This window comes from Paenibacillus sp. FSL R7-0272 (assembly GCF_037969905.1).
In the GTDB taxonomy this organism is placed as follows: domain Bacteria; phylum Bacillota; class Bacilli; order Paenibacillales; family Paenibacillaceae; genus Paenibacillus; species Paenibacillus polysaccharolyticus.
This window is the reverse complement of the sequence record NZ_CP150221.1, coordinates 2,914,974-2,930,879: the sequence shown is the minus strand read 5'-3', so window position 1 is coordinate 2,930,879 and position 15,906 is coordinate 2,914,974. Positions and strand designations below refer to the sequence as shown.

15 protein-coding genes and 1 pseudogene are annotated in these 15,906 nt (G+C 36.6%); 6 read left to right on the top strand and 10 right to left on the bottom strand.

Going from position 1 to position 15,906, the window contains the following annotated elements:
- Positions 1-127: 127 nt before the first annotated feature.
- Both MKY23_RS13095 and MKY23_RS13090 read right to left on the bottom strand, forming a co-directional pair.
- The gene (locus MKY23_RS13095; protein ID WP_339838654.1) at positions 128-2,668 is read right to left on the bottom strand and encodes a diguanylate cyclase; all 2,541 of its coding nucleotides are present in this window, start codon (positions 2,666-2,668) and stop codon (positions 128-130) included.
- An 87-nt stretch (positions 2,669-2,755) separates the two neighbouring features.
- Positions 2,756-3,352, bottom strand: coding sequence for a biliverdin-producing heme oxygenase (locus tag MKY23_RS13090; protein WP_339838652.1), 597 nt, complete (start codon positions 3,350-3,352; stop codon positions 2,756-2,758).
- 381 nt (positions 3,353-3,733) lie between these two features.
- On the opposite strand from MKY23_RS13090, the gene MKY23_RS13085 reads away from it, so the two are divergent.
- The 4 genes from MKY23_RS13085 (at position 3,734) to MKY23_RS13070 (ending at position 6,596) form a co-directional block, all read left to right on the top strand.
- Complete coding sequence (locus MKY23_RS13085) at positions 3,734-4,558, top strand: Nif3-like dinuclear metal center hexameric protein (RefSeq protein ID WP_339838649.1); 825 nt, start codon at positions 3,734-3,736, stop codon at positions 4,556-4,558.
- A 367-nt stretch (positions 4,559-4,925) separates the two neighbouring features.
- Positions 4,926-5,351, top strand: a complete 426-nt coding sequence (locus MKY23_RS13080) for a DMT family transporter (RefSeq protein WP_090924008.1) — start codon at positions 4,926-4,928, stop codon at positions 5,349-5,351.
- Between the two features lie 33 nt (positions 5,352-5,384).
- Complete coding sequence (locus MKY23_RS13075; protein WP_154889435.1) at positions 5,385-6,083, top strand: cyclic nucleotide-binding domain-containing protein; 699 nt, start codon at positions 5,385-5,387, stop codon at positions 6,081-6,083.
- An 18-nt stretch (positions 6,084-6,101) separates the two neighbouring features.
- Positions 6,102-6,596: a DMT family transporter gene (locus MKY23_RS13070; protein ID WP_154889595.1), complete on the top strand. Its 495-nt coding sequence runs from the start codon at positions 6,102-6,104 to the stop codon at positions 6,594-6,596.
- Between the two features lie 175 nt (positions 6,597-6,771).
- On the opposite strand, the pseudogene MKY23_RS13065 reads toward MKY23_RS13070, so the two are convergent.
- The 4 genes and pseudogenes from MKY23_RS13065 to MKY23_RS13050 all read right to left on the bottom strand — a co-directional run.
- Positions 6,772-7,053, bottom strand: a pseudogene (locus MKY23_RS13065) (YebC/PmpR family DNA-binding transcriptional regulator); the annotation flags it as partial.
- Between the two features lie 66 nt (positions 7,054-7,119).
- A complete protein-coding gene (locus MKY23_RS13060) occupies positions 7,120-8,193 on the bottom strand; it encodes a hypothetical protein (protein WP_339838644.1) in 1,074 nt (357 codons plus the stop codon).
- A complete protein-coding gene (locus MKY23_RS13055; protein WP_339838641.1) occupies positions 8,171-8,782 on the bottom strand; it encodes a hypothetical protein in 612 nt (203 codons plus the stop codon). The genes MKY23_RS13060 and MKY23_RS13055 overlap by 23 nt, the downstream gene beginning before the upstream one ends.
- 40 nt (positions 8,783-8,822) lie before the next feature.
- The gene (locus tag MKY23_RS13050) at positions 8,823-10,061 is read right to left on the bottom strand and encodes a hypothetical protein (RefSeq protein ID WP_339838638.1); all 1,239 of its coding nucleotides are present in this window, start codon (positions 10,059-10,061) and stop codon (positions 8,823-8,825) included.
- Positions 10,062-10,576: 515 nt separating this feature from the next.
- On the opposite strand from MKY23_RS13050, the gene MKY23_RS13045 reads away from it, so the two are divergent.
- On the top strand, positions 10,577-10,822 hold the full coding sequence (locus MKY23_RS13045) for a hypothetical protein (RefSeq protein WP_339838635.1): 246 nt from the start codon (positions 10,577-10,579) through the stop codon (positions 10,820-10,822).
- A gap of 323 nt (positions 10,823-11,145) precedes the next feature.
- Here the strand turns inward: MKY23_RS13045 and MKY23_RS13040 are convergent, their stop codons facing one another.
- The 3 genes from MKY23_RS13040 to MKY23_RS13030 form a co-directional block, all read right to left on the bottom strand.
- Complete coding sequence (locus MKY23_RS13040) at positions 11,146-11,550, bottom strand: type II toxin-antitoxin system HicB family antitoxin (RefSeq protein WP_339838632.1); 405 nt, start codon at positions 11,548-11,550, stop codon at positions 11,146-11,148.
- A gap of 32 nt (positions 11,551-11,582) precedes the next feature.
- Positions 11,583-11,765 carry a type II toxin-antitoxin system HicA family toxin gene (locus MKY23_RS13035; protein ID WP_339839409.1) on the bottom strand — a complete coding sequence of 61 codons (183 nt, stop codon included), beginning with the start codon at positions 11,763-11,765 and terminating at the stop codon, positions 11,583-11,585.
- A gap of 791 nt (positions 11,766-12,556) precedes the next feature.
- Positions 12,557-14,620: a caspase family protein gene (locus tag MKY23_RS13030; protein WP_339838629.1), complete on the bottom strand. Its 2,064-nt coding sequence runs from the start codon at positions 14,618-14,620 to the stop codon at positions 12,557-12,559.
- A gap of 431 nt (positions 14,621-15,051) precedes the next feature.
- Here MKY23_RS13030 and MKY23_RS13025 point away from each other — a divergent pair, with 431 nt between their 5' ends.
- Entirely contained in the window at positions 15,052-15,336 is a 285-nt protein-coding gene (locus MKY23_RS13025; protein ID WP_339838627.1) for a hypothetical protein, read from the top strand.
- A 58-nt stretch (positions 15,337-15,394) separates the two neighbouring features.
- Here the strand turns inward: MKY23_RS13025 and MKY23_RS13020 are convergent, their stop codons facing one another.
- On the bottom strand, positions 15,395-15,697 hold the full coding sequence (locus MKY23_RS13020) for a hypothetical protein (protein ID WP_339838624.1): 303 nt from the start codon (positions 15,695-15,697) through the stop codon (positions 15,395-15,397).
- Between the last annotated feature and the right edge of the window lie 209 nt (positions 15,698-15,906).

Genomic DNA, 15,906 nt, shown 5'->3' with positions numbered 1-15,906 from the left:
AATCATACTTTCTTTTCACACAAAAAAGAAGGCATCACTGCCCTCTTCTCTATTTTGTCTTTCCTATCTATTTTACAGGTAATTGAATCTCTTTTTTTGATACACAGTGCGGACTTATCCGTTGAACTCAAACCACCCGCGTACGATTTTTGCCTTCATCCTTGGCTTGAGACAGGGCTTGAGTAGCCAGCTCGATCAAATCACTTGCGACAGTATTCTCATCAGGAAGCAGAACCGCCCCGCCAACGCTGACTGTAACCACACCACTCTGACCCGTGAGCTCTCGCTGAATATGCAGAGCAAGCACATGTTGCCTGATCTCCTCAGCCAGTTCCATTAAATGCGCTGACGTTGTGTCTTTTATTTTCAACATAAACGTACCTCCGCGCTGGCGGGAAATGAGAGCATTATGCTGCTCACTAACCACCGTCAGCACCTCTCCAATCCACTGTAAACACAGGTCGCCACCTTGCAGGCCATACGCCGTATTATAAGAACGGAAATCGTCAATATCAATGATCAACAGCCCCAGACTGCAGTTGTCCTGCAAGCAATCATTCCAATCCTCTTCAAGCTGCTGCTTGAACACCGTTTGAACAGGCATATCGGTTAACGGATCGGTGGTCAGGTAATTGCGTAATTGGTTTGTTGTTTCGCTATAATCATCCTGCTCTTGCTGTGAAGTTCTGCTGCGAAGCAACAACATGACGGAAGGTTTGCCTGCATGAACGACGGAGGCCATCGTAATCTCAAAGAGCAAAGACATGCCAGAAGCTGTTGTAAAATACAACTGATTGTTCATCAAACTTGTGATGTCGAGCTGCAATTTTTCAAAGTCTTGCCGTAGTATGTCCCTTGTATTATCAGGCAAAAAATCGTTGAAACTCTTCCCGATCAGACTGCCTGTACTTTCATATCCAAACAGTTCGGCCGCCATCCTGTTACAGTAAATAATCCGACCTTCGGTAAGTGTGAAAAAGGCAACAGGCGAGAAGTCCATCAATTGCAAATAACGTTGCTCGTTTCGCTTCAAAATACGGGCATTCTGAAAAGCGTGCTCCTCCGCTTGAGCCAGCTGATTTTCCGTCTGACGACGCACAATAGACTTTAGCAAAGGTAATATGCTCAGTTCTCTCGTTGTCCATGGATAGGAGGTCGATTGCACAACCTCCCTCCATTTTTCAAACGATTTCCGCGGAGACAAACGTACACCATCATCCGTCTTCAGCACGGCTTTCGCCGGATCACCAGCCCATTCGACCACCTGAACTACCTCGGGACGGAACCATAACATATAGTTGTGGTGACCCGGTGAGATGGCAACATAAATAACCCCGGAGGCTACATCTTGATATCGCTTGGCTGTCTCGTATTCCAGACTCAGCTTCGACGTGTGATAGCTGTGATCCTCTGCCTGTCCAGCCAGCCATCCGGCCAATTCACGAATCTGTCCATTTGTCGGAGTCTCACCGAATAACAGCAACTTGTCCTGGTAACAAATTGCCGCACCGGATGCATTCATTAACCTAAGAATGGTTTCCTGCTCTCCTTGCAGCTCTTCCACCACTCGCGCCGGGCTTGTATTGCCGATGAAAATGTTAACGATCCGCGTAGCAGCCTCACGGGAGTTGATCTCTGCCTGGTAATCATCCAGCTGTTGACGCTGGAACAATTCATTAGAGAAAAAGGCTCCCAGGAAGTTACACAGATTACGAACACGATGCGGAACGTATCTTGCAGAATAATGATGACACGTAATGAGTCCCCAGAGTTGATTATCATGGATGAGCGAAATGGTCACGGTAGCTCCCACGCCCATGTTTTGCAAATATTCAATATGAAGCGGAGATACACTCCGCAACACAGACAGACTTAAATTCAAAGGTTTGCCTGTAAGGGGCTGCAACGTTGGTACGATTTCAACAGGCGTATAATCCACGTTGACAATGGTACGTAGCCAGTTACGAAGATACAGTTCCCTTGCTTGCTTGGGAATGTCCGAGGCCGGATAGTGATGCCCTAGAAATGGTTCGAGTTCCGGTTCGCGCGCTTCCGCAATCACTTTGCCGTTCCATTGCTCGTCAAATTCATAGATCATGACTCTGTCATATCCAAGCATTTCTTTGACTTGTTCAGCCGCAATCTGGCTCGCATCCACGCGGCTGTCCGTGCTTTTGATTCTTCCGAAGAAACGGGATATCCATTCAAAATCGTTCGATTCGATGTTTTCTTTTTCATAATAAGGCTCAATTTCAAGAATTAACAGACCTTCGCTCTCATGCAGGACCGTTGAAAAAACTTTCTCTTCCCCTGCCACTTCTATAATCAGATCCATATAATGCAAGTCTGACGTTACAGCTGCGTTCGAGCGGTTGTTCAGGAGCTTGTTTACATCTTCTTCAGCGATCAAGTCGCTTAGAGGCATACCTAAAATATCTGAGTAATCTATGCCCAGATGATCCTGTGTATTTTGGCTACACTGCACAATGGTTGCTGTCCCTTTGGGATCGATAGCCAGAAGCACGCCATGTGGCTGGATAAAGCCAGGAATATGAATAGGCTCCTTATCGCAGTTATTCAGGTCGATCGGATCATTGGTATATGTCCCTTGCGGGAGTAAGGTGCGGTTAAGCAGACTCATTTCTTGCCTCGACCTAGGTTCAGCCATGAACTTGAATATCCCCTCTCAGCATGTGTTGTTTCATTGTTACAGAACTTACGTCGGGTAGCTAATCGGGTGTTGCAGGCGTAATTCTTACGTATTAATCCACTGATCCAGTAGCCTGAATGTCTCCGAAGCCGTATGCAAAACGCTGTCTTCATCCTCGGATGTCTGAATCGATTGTTGTAACAATTCCACAAACTCGCTCCATCTTGTGCGTGTCTGTGTGCCGTATGCGTTGAAATATTGCAGTCCACGATCCGCCTCTATAGGCAAAAATTGTGACAACCGTTTGGTCATGATCTGTCCACCGTTGGTTGAGCCCTCAATGACATAGAGATATCCGAACAGTCGTGCAGATGTAGAAATGTCGGGTAAATCCTTGTCGCTACATTGTGGAATCTGCTTGATCTGCTCCTCGCTTAAGCCAAGATCCCTCAGATCTTGCTCTAATAAACCAGCCTTGCCTCTTACCTCGATATCCAATCCTGTTTCCGCCCAAAAAGACTGCGCTATCGCTTGATCCTCCAAAGGTTTTAGGAAACCGTAGAATTTCTCCAAATACACTCTATATTGTTCAATCGTTATGGTTGAATCCATAATTGCTTTCGCATAGGGGTTCTGTTCTACTTGTCTATGATAATGTGCTGTCTCACTCTTCAGGCGTTCCATAATACTAACTGCCGTCATGTCGTTATCCCCTTTCGTATCGTGATGTGAATCCAGGCTATGATTAGCGTAAAAATCTATTGCGAATATAGTAAATTTTACCTGATTCAAAAAAGACTCTATGTAAGTATACGGTTTCTCGTATCAGAAAACTACATGAATTCAAGAGGCTTGTGAGCTGGTTGTAAACTTACGTTGTTAGGTTAACTGCGGAATTGATGGATGTGCTGTAAGCCTGGGTTAAACATAGGGTAGACACGGACCTGAGCATGCCTAGAGCACCGTAGAGTCTATCTGAAAATCGTTCATTTTCAGGGTAATGAAGTATCGTATGTATAGCTGGTTTTTACCTATGAAGATGATACACTAACACTATATCCTTATTTTGGAGGAATGAAGCTAATGGAAATTAAAGATATGACAGGACCTAAGGAACTCACGGTTCAAGAGATTATACTGCACCTCACAGAGGGGATAACACTTCCGGAAAATACAGTGGATCAGCTGATCACGGGTTCACCGAATCAGTTTGTGACTGGCATTGTAGTTGCTTTTATGCCTACACAACAGGTCATTGAACAGGCTATTCAGGTCGGAGCTAATCTGATTATTGCCCATGAATCCCCATTTTATAATCATCACAGTGCGACCGACTGGCTTGTGAACAATTCCGTTTATACGGATAAAAGAACATTGATCGACCAAGCAGGCATTGCTCTTTTTCGTTGCCATGATATAATCCACCGTTTCGAGCCAGATGGCATTACAGATGGACTCATTCAGGAGCTTGGCTGGATTACATATCTGAGCGGGCGAACGGCAGAGTCGGATATAGTTACATTTCCAGAAGGAATGACCGTTCAGGAAATTGCTCAACATTTAAAGCAACGTCTGGGTATTGACTATGTCCGCATTGCGGGCAATTCTGAAATCGTTTGCAGACGCGCTGCCGTTCTGGTTGGATTTCGTGGAAATGGACCCGTCACGATACCTCTTCTTCAGAATGAACAGGTGGATCTGATTATCGCAGGGGAAGGATTTGAATGGGAAATGCCTGAATATGTTCGTGATGCTGTGCAGCAAGGTAAATCCAAAGCACTCATCATGGTTGGACATGCCGAAAGTGAGGCCCCGGGAATGAAGCTTTTGGCGGACAGACTGAAGGAGTCTTTTCCAGAGACCAAAATTACTTTTGTGAAGGAACAGCCTGTATTTAAGGTGTTTTAACGTTAGGCTAGGTTAGAGAACATATTGAACTACAGCTGACATACCTTTTTACGTAACTTGTCTCATTTATAAACCTGACGATCCTCAGTGAAGCTATCTCCTCCATTTTTCCACATATCCAGCGTTTTGACTTCGTTTGGTGGAATAGCGTTCCTGGGATCGTTAATCCACTTCTTTCTTCCTCCCCTTCCTCCCCTTCCTACCTTCCATAGCTACTTCTTTTCTTGCTTTTCTGGAATATCCTGAAGCTTTAGTGTACGCTAGATGCTGTAAATTTCAGACTCAGGACATTTGTCCTTGGCTGTTTGGAGATATTTATCATTTAATAGAAGTCGAAGTCATGCATTGAAGGAGTGTACGGAGAAAGATGAGAGGGATTATTTTTGCCTTGCTGGGCGGAGCCTGCATTACGCTACAAGGGGTTGCTAACACCAGAATCAGTACAGATATAGGCACATGGCAGGCCGCCTCGATCACCCAGTTAACGGGATTTATACTCGCGGCGATCATCCTGATGTTTGTGCGGGACACCAATCTTCAGGGAATTAAACAGGTTAAACCGATGTATCTCGCCGGAGGAGCATTTGGTGCGGTTATTATTTTCAGTGAAGTCTCCGCGATTCAGCAAATTGGCGTCACTTTTACGATCTCGGCTTTGTTGATTGCCCAATTGTTTCTAACTTTTTTGATCGACAGCAACGGATGGTTTGGCGTGCTTAAACAAAAAATGAAACTGCCGCAATTCCTAGGCATTGCTCTAATGATCGCCGGTGTCATCATTATGAAGCTGTAGTTTCATTACAATTAACGCAGAGGTGAGAACCGCATGGAAGAGATTCATCAATCCCAGCAAATTATGGACTATTTAAAACAGTATCAATTGGAGGCGGTTTTTCACGAACACCTACGTCCTCATATGACCCTATGTCAATTTGAAAAATGTGAGCTCATCTGCCGCGAAGGCGAAGCTTCCGAATACTTATATGTCCTGGTAGAGGGGAAAATTAAAATTTTCACCACCTCTCCACAAGACAAAACACTCGTGCTCTGTTTCAAAACACCGCTTGAAGTGGTGGGAGATATCGAATATGTGCGTGAAAGTAACATCGTTAACACCGTTCAGGCGGTGTCCCCTGTTGTAATGCTCCGTATTCATTACCGCTGGCTTACTGAGCTTGCCAGTGATTACGCGCCATTACTGCAATTTTTGCTAAAAATCATCTCACACAAGTTTTACATTGATTCGAACTTTTCGAACTTTAATCTGATGTATCCGGTGGATGTTCGCTTAGCCAGTTATCTGTTATCCATCTCAACGGATGAAGGCGGAACCGTACTGCATGAGGAACTGGATGCTTTTAACCTGACGGACATCGCCAACCTGATCGGCACCAGTTATCGCCATTTGAATCGGGTGATTCAGAAGCTATGTGCTGACGGTTACATCCAACGGGATCAAGGATTAATCCGCATTAAAAATCGTGCAGGCCTTAGACACATTGCGGGACACAACATTTATGAATAAGGAGTTAGGACATACATGATCATTACAGGTATTTTACTTGCACTGCTTGCCGGTTCACTGGTCAGTCTGCAAACGATATTTAATAGTAAAGTCAATGAACGCACCGGTTCATGGTCGACCACAACGATGGTGTTATTTACCGGATTTATTGCTTCTTTTGTAATCTCCTTACTCGTTGAAGGAAAAAATACATTTAGCATTCAGCACATGCAGTCGTGGTACTGGCTGAGCGGTGCGATTGGTGTAGGCGTCGTCTTCTGTCTCGTTCAAGGCATGAAGTTACTCGGACCAACTTATGCGATTTCCATCGTATTAACCTCTCAGTTAAGCTTCGCTTTACTATTTGATTCGATGGGCTGGCTCGGTCTGGAGCAAATTCCGTTCTCATGGAACCAACTTATTGGTGTACTTGTCATTGTAGGTGGCATCGTGCTCTTCAAATTTGGCGGACTGAAAAAAGAGACATCCGATTCATCGGATAAGCAAGCCCACACTGTGCCGAGTAAATCTTAATCAAAAGAAAAGAGTGTCTATCCAATCAAACTGGATTGGATAGACACTCTTTTTAATTCAAACCTTTTAGCCTAATTAAATTTAGAACATACGTAAGTAAGTTAAGTAGATTGCTCTGGAGTCACGATATTAATCAATCAAAAAATATCAAACTGAGTGAGTAATTAGCTAGCTCTTACACAAACTCTACATTATGATATACCTGCTGCACATCTTCCAGGTCTTCGAGCGCATCGATTAGCTTCTCGAACTGAACTTGGGCATCTGCAGGCAGTTCAATGTGGTTTTGTGCCAGCATCGTCAGCTCGGCTACCGTGAACTCGTTCACGCCCGCAGCTTTAAATGCTTCTTGTACCGCGTGGAATTGGTCTGGTTCTGCGTATACGATAACCGCTTCATCTTAACTCACTTTTTGTATAAAAATTTATACGTTTATCATAACAGTTATTGAATGATTTTACTATAACAATTAGTATGGATATCCATCTCTATAAACCGAATATTGAATAATGCTCATACAGGCTCACGAACCATTTTCCATTTGAAATAAATGACTTGATGTATTTATGGTTATAATCACACCCTGATCGATATCTAGTGTTGCTATATGGCTTATCGATCGCTCAATTCGAGTACTCTTCTTACTTGAATTCACTTCAAATGAAAGGGTCATTCTTCCTATAAGTTTATTATCCGATGGATTATAAACTTTAACTTCGGCTGTTGCGTCTACATTAATTAAATTATATAAAGCTTCACTCATATTGTTTATTACTGTTACGTGTTGTTTCTTTCCAAAGGAACTCTGTAATTCATAATAGCCAAAACAACGAAGTAGAAGCCTCTTATTTCCATCATAAATTTTCAACACATACTTATAGTTACTTAAAGGCAGAGGAAACACCAAACTTAGTTCATAATCAGTGTCAGAGTTAGAATATATTTCAACAATAGGTAGCATCTTTTGAATAATTTCATCTATATCCGCATCTTGGGTTACAAGAAATTTAAAATCTAGTAGTTGACTTGGTTTAGGCAAATATCCTTTACCTAGAGGGTCTTTATTGTTTTTTATTCTATTTAAGTAAAAAACCAGAAAGGTCAACAAGAAACCGAAAATTAGCCACATTATGAAAAGAAAAATATTTGTTATGTTTTTAAAATCTAATGATATCGGAAAAATATTATTTACTATTTCAAGACTAACTAGCCAAATTACAATTGATAAGTTTGATGTGATAAGTATAACCCAATATATAGAGTTTAACGTTAAGCCCTTAGATATATATTGCTGGTAATCAATCAGAACTGAACGATAGCTATCAATCTCCAGTCCATAGGGTTTATATATCTGCCTTAACGATGATGAGGCATTAATCAATTTATTATCATACACAAATCCAACAAATATCGACAAAAAGGATATTATTGAAACTACTCCCGAAAACAACCAACTGATTAATTCAATTGTTTCTCTTGATCCTTGAGGGTAATTAACACCACTAATTCCCTCAAACATGAATTTCAAAATAAGAACAAGTGAAATAAAGTAAAGAATTATAGAATACCATCTCTTAAGAAAAGCAAGAACCAACATATTTTAAAACACCTACTATTTCTGGAATAGAGGATGTATCATTAAAGGACATTGACGAATGTACATCCACGGTAAAATAAGTATTATTGAATTCAAGGTACAGACTGATTGCTTGGGGGGTTTCTTCTCTTAAAATTTTTGATAATTCATTTTGGCTTAATCCAACAGTATCTAATGATATCCATTTTTCTAATTGGTCTGTTTCACGCACAAACTGAATATTTACAATTTTATATTTCTTATTTTTCGAAAGAAGTTCGGAAACGATTTTTGGATATAAGTCAAGCTTCTCGATATGAATCGAAAACAAGCTTTTAAGTCTTGATACCACATACGTTATATTGCTTTCAGAGTTACCAAATAAGAAAAATGTTAAATCGCTTTTTAAATATATTATTGAGACTGATTTAGTGGTTTTACTAATAAATTTCTCTCTGTACCTTATTGGGTCTACCCAATTATACCGATGAACTTGATAAGAGACTGAATCTGATAAAGTTTCAATTTCTTCAAAATTACTTATTTTTTTTGAACTAATCTTAATATCACTATCAACCGAATAACCGACACAATCCCTTTCAAGAAGCATAATTTTAATTTCACCTCTACTTTATTTAGCTCGCTCTTATTTACGAATTTAACCAACCATTGAGTTGATTAACTAGTACGTCTTTTCCTTCAACATCCAGATTTTCAAGTAGTACTTTACTACTTTCAATCATTAGTAATAAGGCTCTTTTAGACTGATCGTTCTTCTCAGTATGTTCTAATAAGTATCTCAATTGAGATAGATTCGAAACTAAGTTTTCTCGCAAAGTATCTTGGAATAACTTTTCTTTGTTCATAAATCTATCGTAAATTTGTTCAAGTAACTTACTTGTTTCATTGTAATCAAAAATACCTTTTTCACACATAAGGATATATTCATCTTGAATAAATCTCATAATTTGTTCTTTAAGCTCCTCATCAGCAATATCCAGAACTACAATCTTCAACATTTCGTTACCTTTTAATTCAAAGTTACAGGAAAAACTTCTTCCGTTCTGTATCATTGTTGTTTTAAACTGCACGATATCTCTACCTAAAACAACATATTCACACGCTAGAAACGAATTTAGAATATTCCTACCATTAATTGTAACTTCTTTTATATCGTCGCTAGCAACCCTAAATTTCATATGAGAAAAGCTAGTTACAATCCCTTTGTTTTTCAATCTGTTAAATACGAAATCTAAAAAAAGAGCAGTCAGATAGCTGGCATTTTGATCCCATGTAAGATTGCTATTGGTTGTTTTTATTCTATATGATTGTATTGGCAATTTCAGAACAGTACTTATGAAAGTTTCAATAATAGTATGTGTCTCGTCGTCTCCTGCAAAAATTGTTAGAATGTTTTTTTCTAAATCAATTTTAATACTTGATTTATAAACAGCAGAGAGACTCTCAATATTCAATTGCCCATTTCTCCAAGCCTCTTCGTATTTTTTCAAAACATAATCAATTCTATACTGTCCTTCATGTTCTTTTGCCATTTTTGTTGATATAGTAAATATATCTCCCACTGGGTGAACTTTATATTCAAAATGTTCTGCAATCTCTTGATAATTCTTCCCTGTGAAGAAATTTTTGTTACTTAACTTATGTGTAAATGCTGGTAGTCCTTTGGACTTTACGTGCACTGCCATTTCAACTAAATCCACTACCTCTTCCATACTCACTATAGAAGAGAGTTGCATAAAATAAGGATATAGCTCATGCTTGTTTTTTATTTTTTTATCAGGAAAGACTCCTTTTTCCTTCATAAGTTTTTCTACGTTTTCTCTATTTACTTTTTTAAAGAATTTTGTAAGTGCTCCATTTATGTTCATCTTTGATTCCCCCTGAATCATTCTTAATAAATTCTCATATAATTATATTGGTACTGTACTCTCTAAAAGTTTAAACTATGTATTTAAATAAGCGCCATAAATAGTTACAATGACCTATCTTATATTCTAGCATATTCCATTGTATTGAAGGTAGAAAAATTGTATGCAGATGAAGGAATAGTCCTTTCTTCTTTTATCTGGATAAGGTATGAACATATGAAAGAATAGAGCCACAACCTTATAATTGAGTTTATGACTAAAAAATAAAATTCATATGTTGTTTCTTACGAAATAAGAATAGATATTCCTATTAGAAAGATTCAGATCACAATGTTTTACACAAAATCTTTACATCAAATTTTTAAAAGTTGAAAACTTCTTAACAACTGATTACGCAAAGTATATAATTACAGAGGGCATCAATGTTATACGTTAGTATAAGGATCAAGGGAGCATGTCATAATACAATAATATATTCCCTTCAGAATAAAGGAAAAACAATTAGGATGTACTGTTTGGACAAAATAAAAGAAATGATGGTGAGCCAGCTAATGCCAGAAAACAAGAGTACTTTTAAGAAGAAAACTTTATTGAATACTGTTGGAATATTAGGGCATGTACCTGATGATATACAGGAACAATTAAAAGGTAAAACATTTCAGCAAATTAGAGAGGAAGGTGTCACTAAATATCTTCAAAAAAATCACCTAGAAGTTAAAACATCCCATGAAGAATTAAGTACCGCAAAGAAAAACAACTAACACATCTCCTATAATTCAGGAAGAAAACCACACTTGAAGTACCTTTGGTATCTTTCATGTTACCTACCTTCTATCACTCCTCATCTCTAACCCAACAGTACTAACAAAAAAAAACTTTCCACTTTGCATGCAAGTTATATTTTTAACATCATTTAACATATAGTAATGATTAACTTTCCCCCCTTCCCTATCTTTCTTTAATTTTTTAACTAAGAGTTAAAAAAGACCTTATTAGCAACTGGATTGCCAATAAGGTCAGTACATTATTTAGTATTTTTAAAATGTATTTATATATTCATTGTTTACCAATTTATCTAGCGCTCTTACTTATCGTTGATACCTAAGCGCTCTTTCAAAGCATACTGTAGCACTTGTGAGAAATTTAACTTTTCTTTCGCTGCTGCTCTTTCTAACCATCTTGGAATCGACACGTTCTTTGTAATCGATTTGTTCATCATCTCATCTCTAATTGATCCCATTCGAACTTCAACAAGTGTTATGAATGAATCTACAGGTAAATTAATACTAACTGGTTCCGATGGCTTAGGAATGTCTTCTTCATCTTCCTCTAGACCATATAAATAAAGTTCCAAGCATTCACGAGCCATTCGTAAAGCCTCTTCAAGATCATCACCCTCAGTTACTGCTCCATTTAAATCAGGAAATGTCACTGTATATCCCGCAACTTCATCTTTTTCAAAAACTGCTGGATAGATGTACTTATCCATATATATATTCTTAACCTCCTTAGGAGGGACTTTTAAAGCCCCGCCTGTTCGAGAATTTTTTTCGTTGTTTTAGCCTTTAGTTCCTTTTTAGGATGAGGTACTGTTACTAGGCCACGTTTTATATGATGTTTAAAATGATGATGACTACCTTTGACCCTTACTAAGTACCACCCATCCACTTCAATTAGTGTAATTATACCCCGTGATGAGTAGATCAATAAATATCCTCCTTCCCCACATTAATAATAACATGCATAAATTATGCACGTCAATTTTCAAAACGCATCATTTGACTCTCGTAAAAAGCAACCTCAGCTAAGCCGAATTTCTTTTAAATTGGGTAACTTAATTATATGTATTTTTTAATCTAGCCTTATATCGAATCTGTTCTTATTCCCTACAAGAGTTGGTTGACCATTACAGACTGTATATCCTCAAACTGTTACTAACAATTAAACCACACTTAAAACAGCACGTACTGACCTCCTTGTTGACGCTACAAAGGTATTTGTCTCCTAAAGGTAAACAAGTACCGTTTATTGCAACTTTTCATCAATTTTTTATACCACTAACCAAAATGTCCCTCGCAATGTCTCAGATTTTCCCTTTATAGTAAATAAAAATTATGATAGAGTAAATTTATGGGACTAAAATAATTTAGATCGAGGGATGCGTAGTGATAAAAGACCTAATAAAAGCTGAAAAACATAAGTATCAAGTTTTTTTAACTTTTGCAGATGGGACAAACTACATAGGTGAAATTTCGCTTACCAATGATAAGAAGCGTGTAAAAATTAAGAATCTTCAGGAAACTTTATGGATTCCTCTAGATCATATAGTTCATTACTCTGTTACTATTTCTGCTACATTTAACCAATAGAATAATGTGAGTTGAATAAGTAACTTTAATTCATCTAATCAAACTACATATAAAGATACTCAATAAAATAAAGCTATCCTTAACGGAATATGTAAAGGATAGCTTTATTTTTAGTTTTTTTATATGTCACTCCCATACACGGATTTTTCCATCTTTAGTGAGAACAGCAATAAAAGATTTATCTTTATTTACTAGCACTGTTTTCAGCTCTCCATCAATTAAAAACAAATCATTATTAGATGTATTTAACGTTAGGTCAATAATTTCAAATGTTTTTTCTTTAGAATAAATGTCCGCTTTTTTGTATCCTATATAATAATAATTACTAACAATGTTATGTTTACTATTAATATAGTTTTCATTTAATTTTATTTGAGGATACTTTTTAGTTTTATCGTTAACATCAAAAACTTGTACATATTCTCCCTTAATTGCTAGAAGCAAATCAGAATTAAGTATAGAAGAAACATTTTCATCTTGGATTGGAATTTCTTTTAGATACTCAAAGCTTCTATTAAAGACTAAAAAGCGATTATAGTTAAAGACGAAAATTTCTTCAGTGCTTTCACAGAAGAGCGGGTACTGCCTTCTTGCAAAAAAAACTTTTTTGAACTTAAACATTTTCTCTGTATCTTCGTTCTCTGATAATGCCACAAACATCAATTCAGTTTTATGATAAAAAATTATATAGTCACCAGAATCAGGAAAATAAGCCAATACGCCTTCATCAAGTTTTTGTGTATATATTATCTCTCCTAAGAAATTAAATAAATAGTAAACGTACTGTTCTTTTACTATTTCAACAGCAAGTATAGTTTCTTTTATACTACTATATCCTACAATTAGAAGCTCATCACTTTCACTTTTTAAATTAATAGTCTGCAACTTCTCTCTATCTTCTATACGCCACTTACTTAAATTATTATTATTATCAAATGTTATCAAATACCTTTCATCTTTCGTCAAAAAAATCCAAGAATAATGTTCTTCCATACTATGTGCAAACTTATTTGTACGATTTCTGGTATAATTTCGAGGGAAGGATATCTCCTTTTTTTCTATTTTCAAACTCAGTCTTTCAACATTTAAATTCTCATTAATTATAGAAAACCTGATATTCACAAAACATTTTTTATCATTAACTAATTTAAAAATAACTTCTGCTTCACTTCTGTCTAGCTTCAATACATAAGATTCTCTCATTAAACCAATTTTAGAAAACTGAACCCAATTAAACCATTCAATCTTTAAATGAAAGAAGTTTTCCATTAATACATGTGGTACAACTTCAACTACTTTAGCAGCTAATAAATCTAAACCAACATATTTGACTACAGTTCCCATAAAGTGTCTATGATCTAAGTATGTCCCCCTGAAAACCTCTTCCAATGATTCAATTTGTTTAATTCCTCCTCTAGTTAAATTAGCTAGTGGTATATTTTTTCGTGAAATGTTAGTGTTTTTAAATGATGATGCACTTTTCAATTTTAGTAAAAAACGCCCCTCTATTGAAGCTTTCATACAAGGTACTTGTTTGTAATAACCATCTTCCATATCTTTCACAATCATTGAATAAAGTTGTGTAATATCTACGTTATCATTTTGCTCATTTAACTCCTTTATGTACAAGTCTAGGTTCATTAAAAAAGCATGCGTAAAAAATCCATTACTGTTATCTTCAAGGCTATATGCATTCTCATCATTTGCTGCTGTGATTATTATTCTTCCTTTACCTCTAATGACCAGTTCATTACTAATAGCAGTATCTATTGAATTATTGCTACCACTTCTTGTTAAGTAACCACTTTTACAACAATCAACTAACACTAGTATTGCTTTTGCTGGAGATTCTTCAATCCATTCTGTTAAAGTGCTCATAGGAATCTTATTAAATTCGGAATCGTCATCTATAGAATCAGATGTTAGGAGGTACCCTTTTTGATTATAAACCTCTCCATGACCAGCCCAATAAAGTATAAGGGTATCCTGTGAACTACAATTCTTCAAAAAATATTCTAATTCCAATTTCAAGAATTGAGATTTCGCTTTTATTCCAGTAACCTCTTTTATATTCATGTCTTCAAAGTGCTTATCTAAAGTTTCACTCATACATTTAACATCATATTCTACACTCATTAAATCTTTGAAATGTTCGTACTTATTTACACCTATTATTAGAGCCTTATTCATTTAAAACTTATCCCCCTAAGATAAAAACTAATTAAAGTAGCCTCATTATACCATCGATTCTGTAAATGAATGAAGTATTATAATCTATCTTATTTTGAGCATAAACATTAAATCATTTTATTTGACACTTGTAAAAATTTGTAATTTTGAGGTTTTTGATTTATAATATTAATCGGTAACAATGAGATGATTTAAATCATCGATTTTAATCTTTACAATTCATATGCAATAACTTTTATTGTCGTCATAAGTTCATTTTCTCAAAAGATTTGTGAACAACAGAGAATTCAAAATTATTGTGTATCTTCTGCTGTCAAAGAGAAAGAATTTTAGCCTAAGTTTGACCATAACATATAAAAAAAGAAGAGTTAAGGAAAAAATGTAGAAAAAGAGATTTTAATTAAATAAAACTAAGAATTGGAGCAAAAACTATGAGTGAAGAATTTAAAAATTTTCTTCTTCAAAATAAGTCAAAAATATTAAATAAAGTTCCTGAAAAAAATCCCATCTTTACTTTAACTACAGATATTTCTCTTGCAACGCACTGGAGAACTTATGATGAAACGCTCTCAGGGACAGACGTAACTATTGGTAAGGTGTATCCTATTCTTTATCACAGACACGAACAAGAAGAAGTTATCGTAGACGATTCTGGTAAATTATCGTTGGTTTACTTAGTTCAAAAAGGAGAATTCCTGATTTTAAACGAAAACTAAGTAATCCATATGCACTACACACAAAAGAAAAAAAACCGCTGAGAAATCAGCGGTCAGGTTAAACAAATTTGCGATATATAACAACTAAAAGATAAGCCATTAAGTAGCTTGACAACGCCGATCCTAAGAAACTTGAGATGTTAAACTCAAAGTTTTCAGCAGCGCTCAGTACTTTAAAGATATTTAAGCTACCAGTGACAGGTTCAGATACCCTAAGTGAAAGATAAGGGAAAACTGCTCCATAATTATACTCATTAAAGAATGTTTCATGATTAACTGTATAATCAGCTGGACGAAGCAAAGAAACAATCATGATGATACTTGCAATGATCCAGTAGTGCTTATTCTTTAAATACTTCATCCAGCATCACTCACCTTTATTTTTATTTTTAGATAGAGTCGCGGATCAAGGTCTATCAAAGCAGTATATGACTAGAGAGTTAACCTTATCCATCGAAATTAGTTATATGGTTTTTAACTTTCAACTTGTTAACAGCCCTGCTATCAATGTCGATCATTTGAATTTCTAATGTGATTGTATTAAGTAATATGTAATGAACAAGATATTTT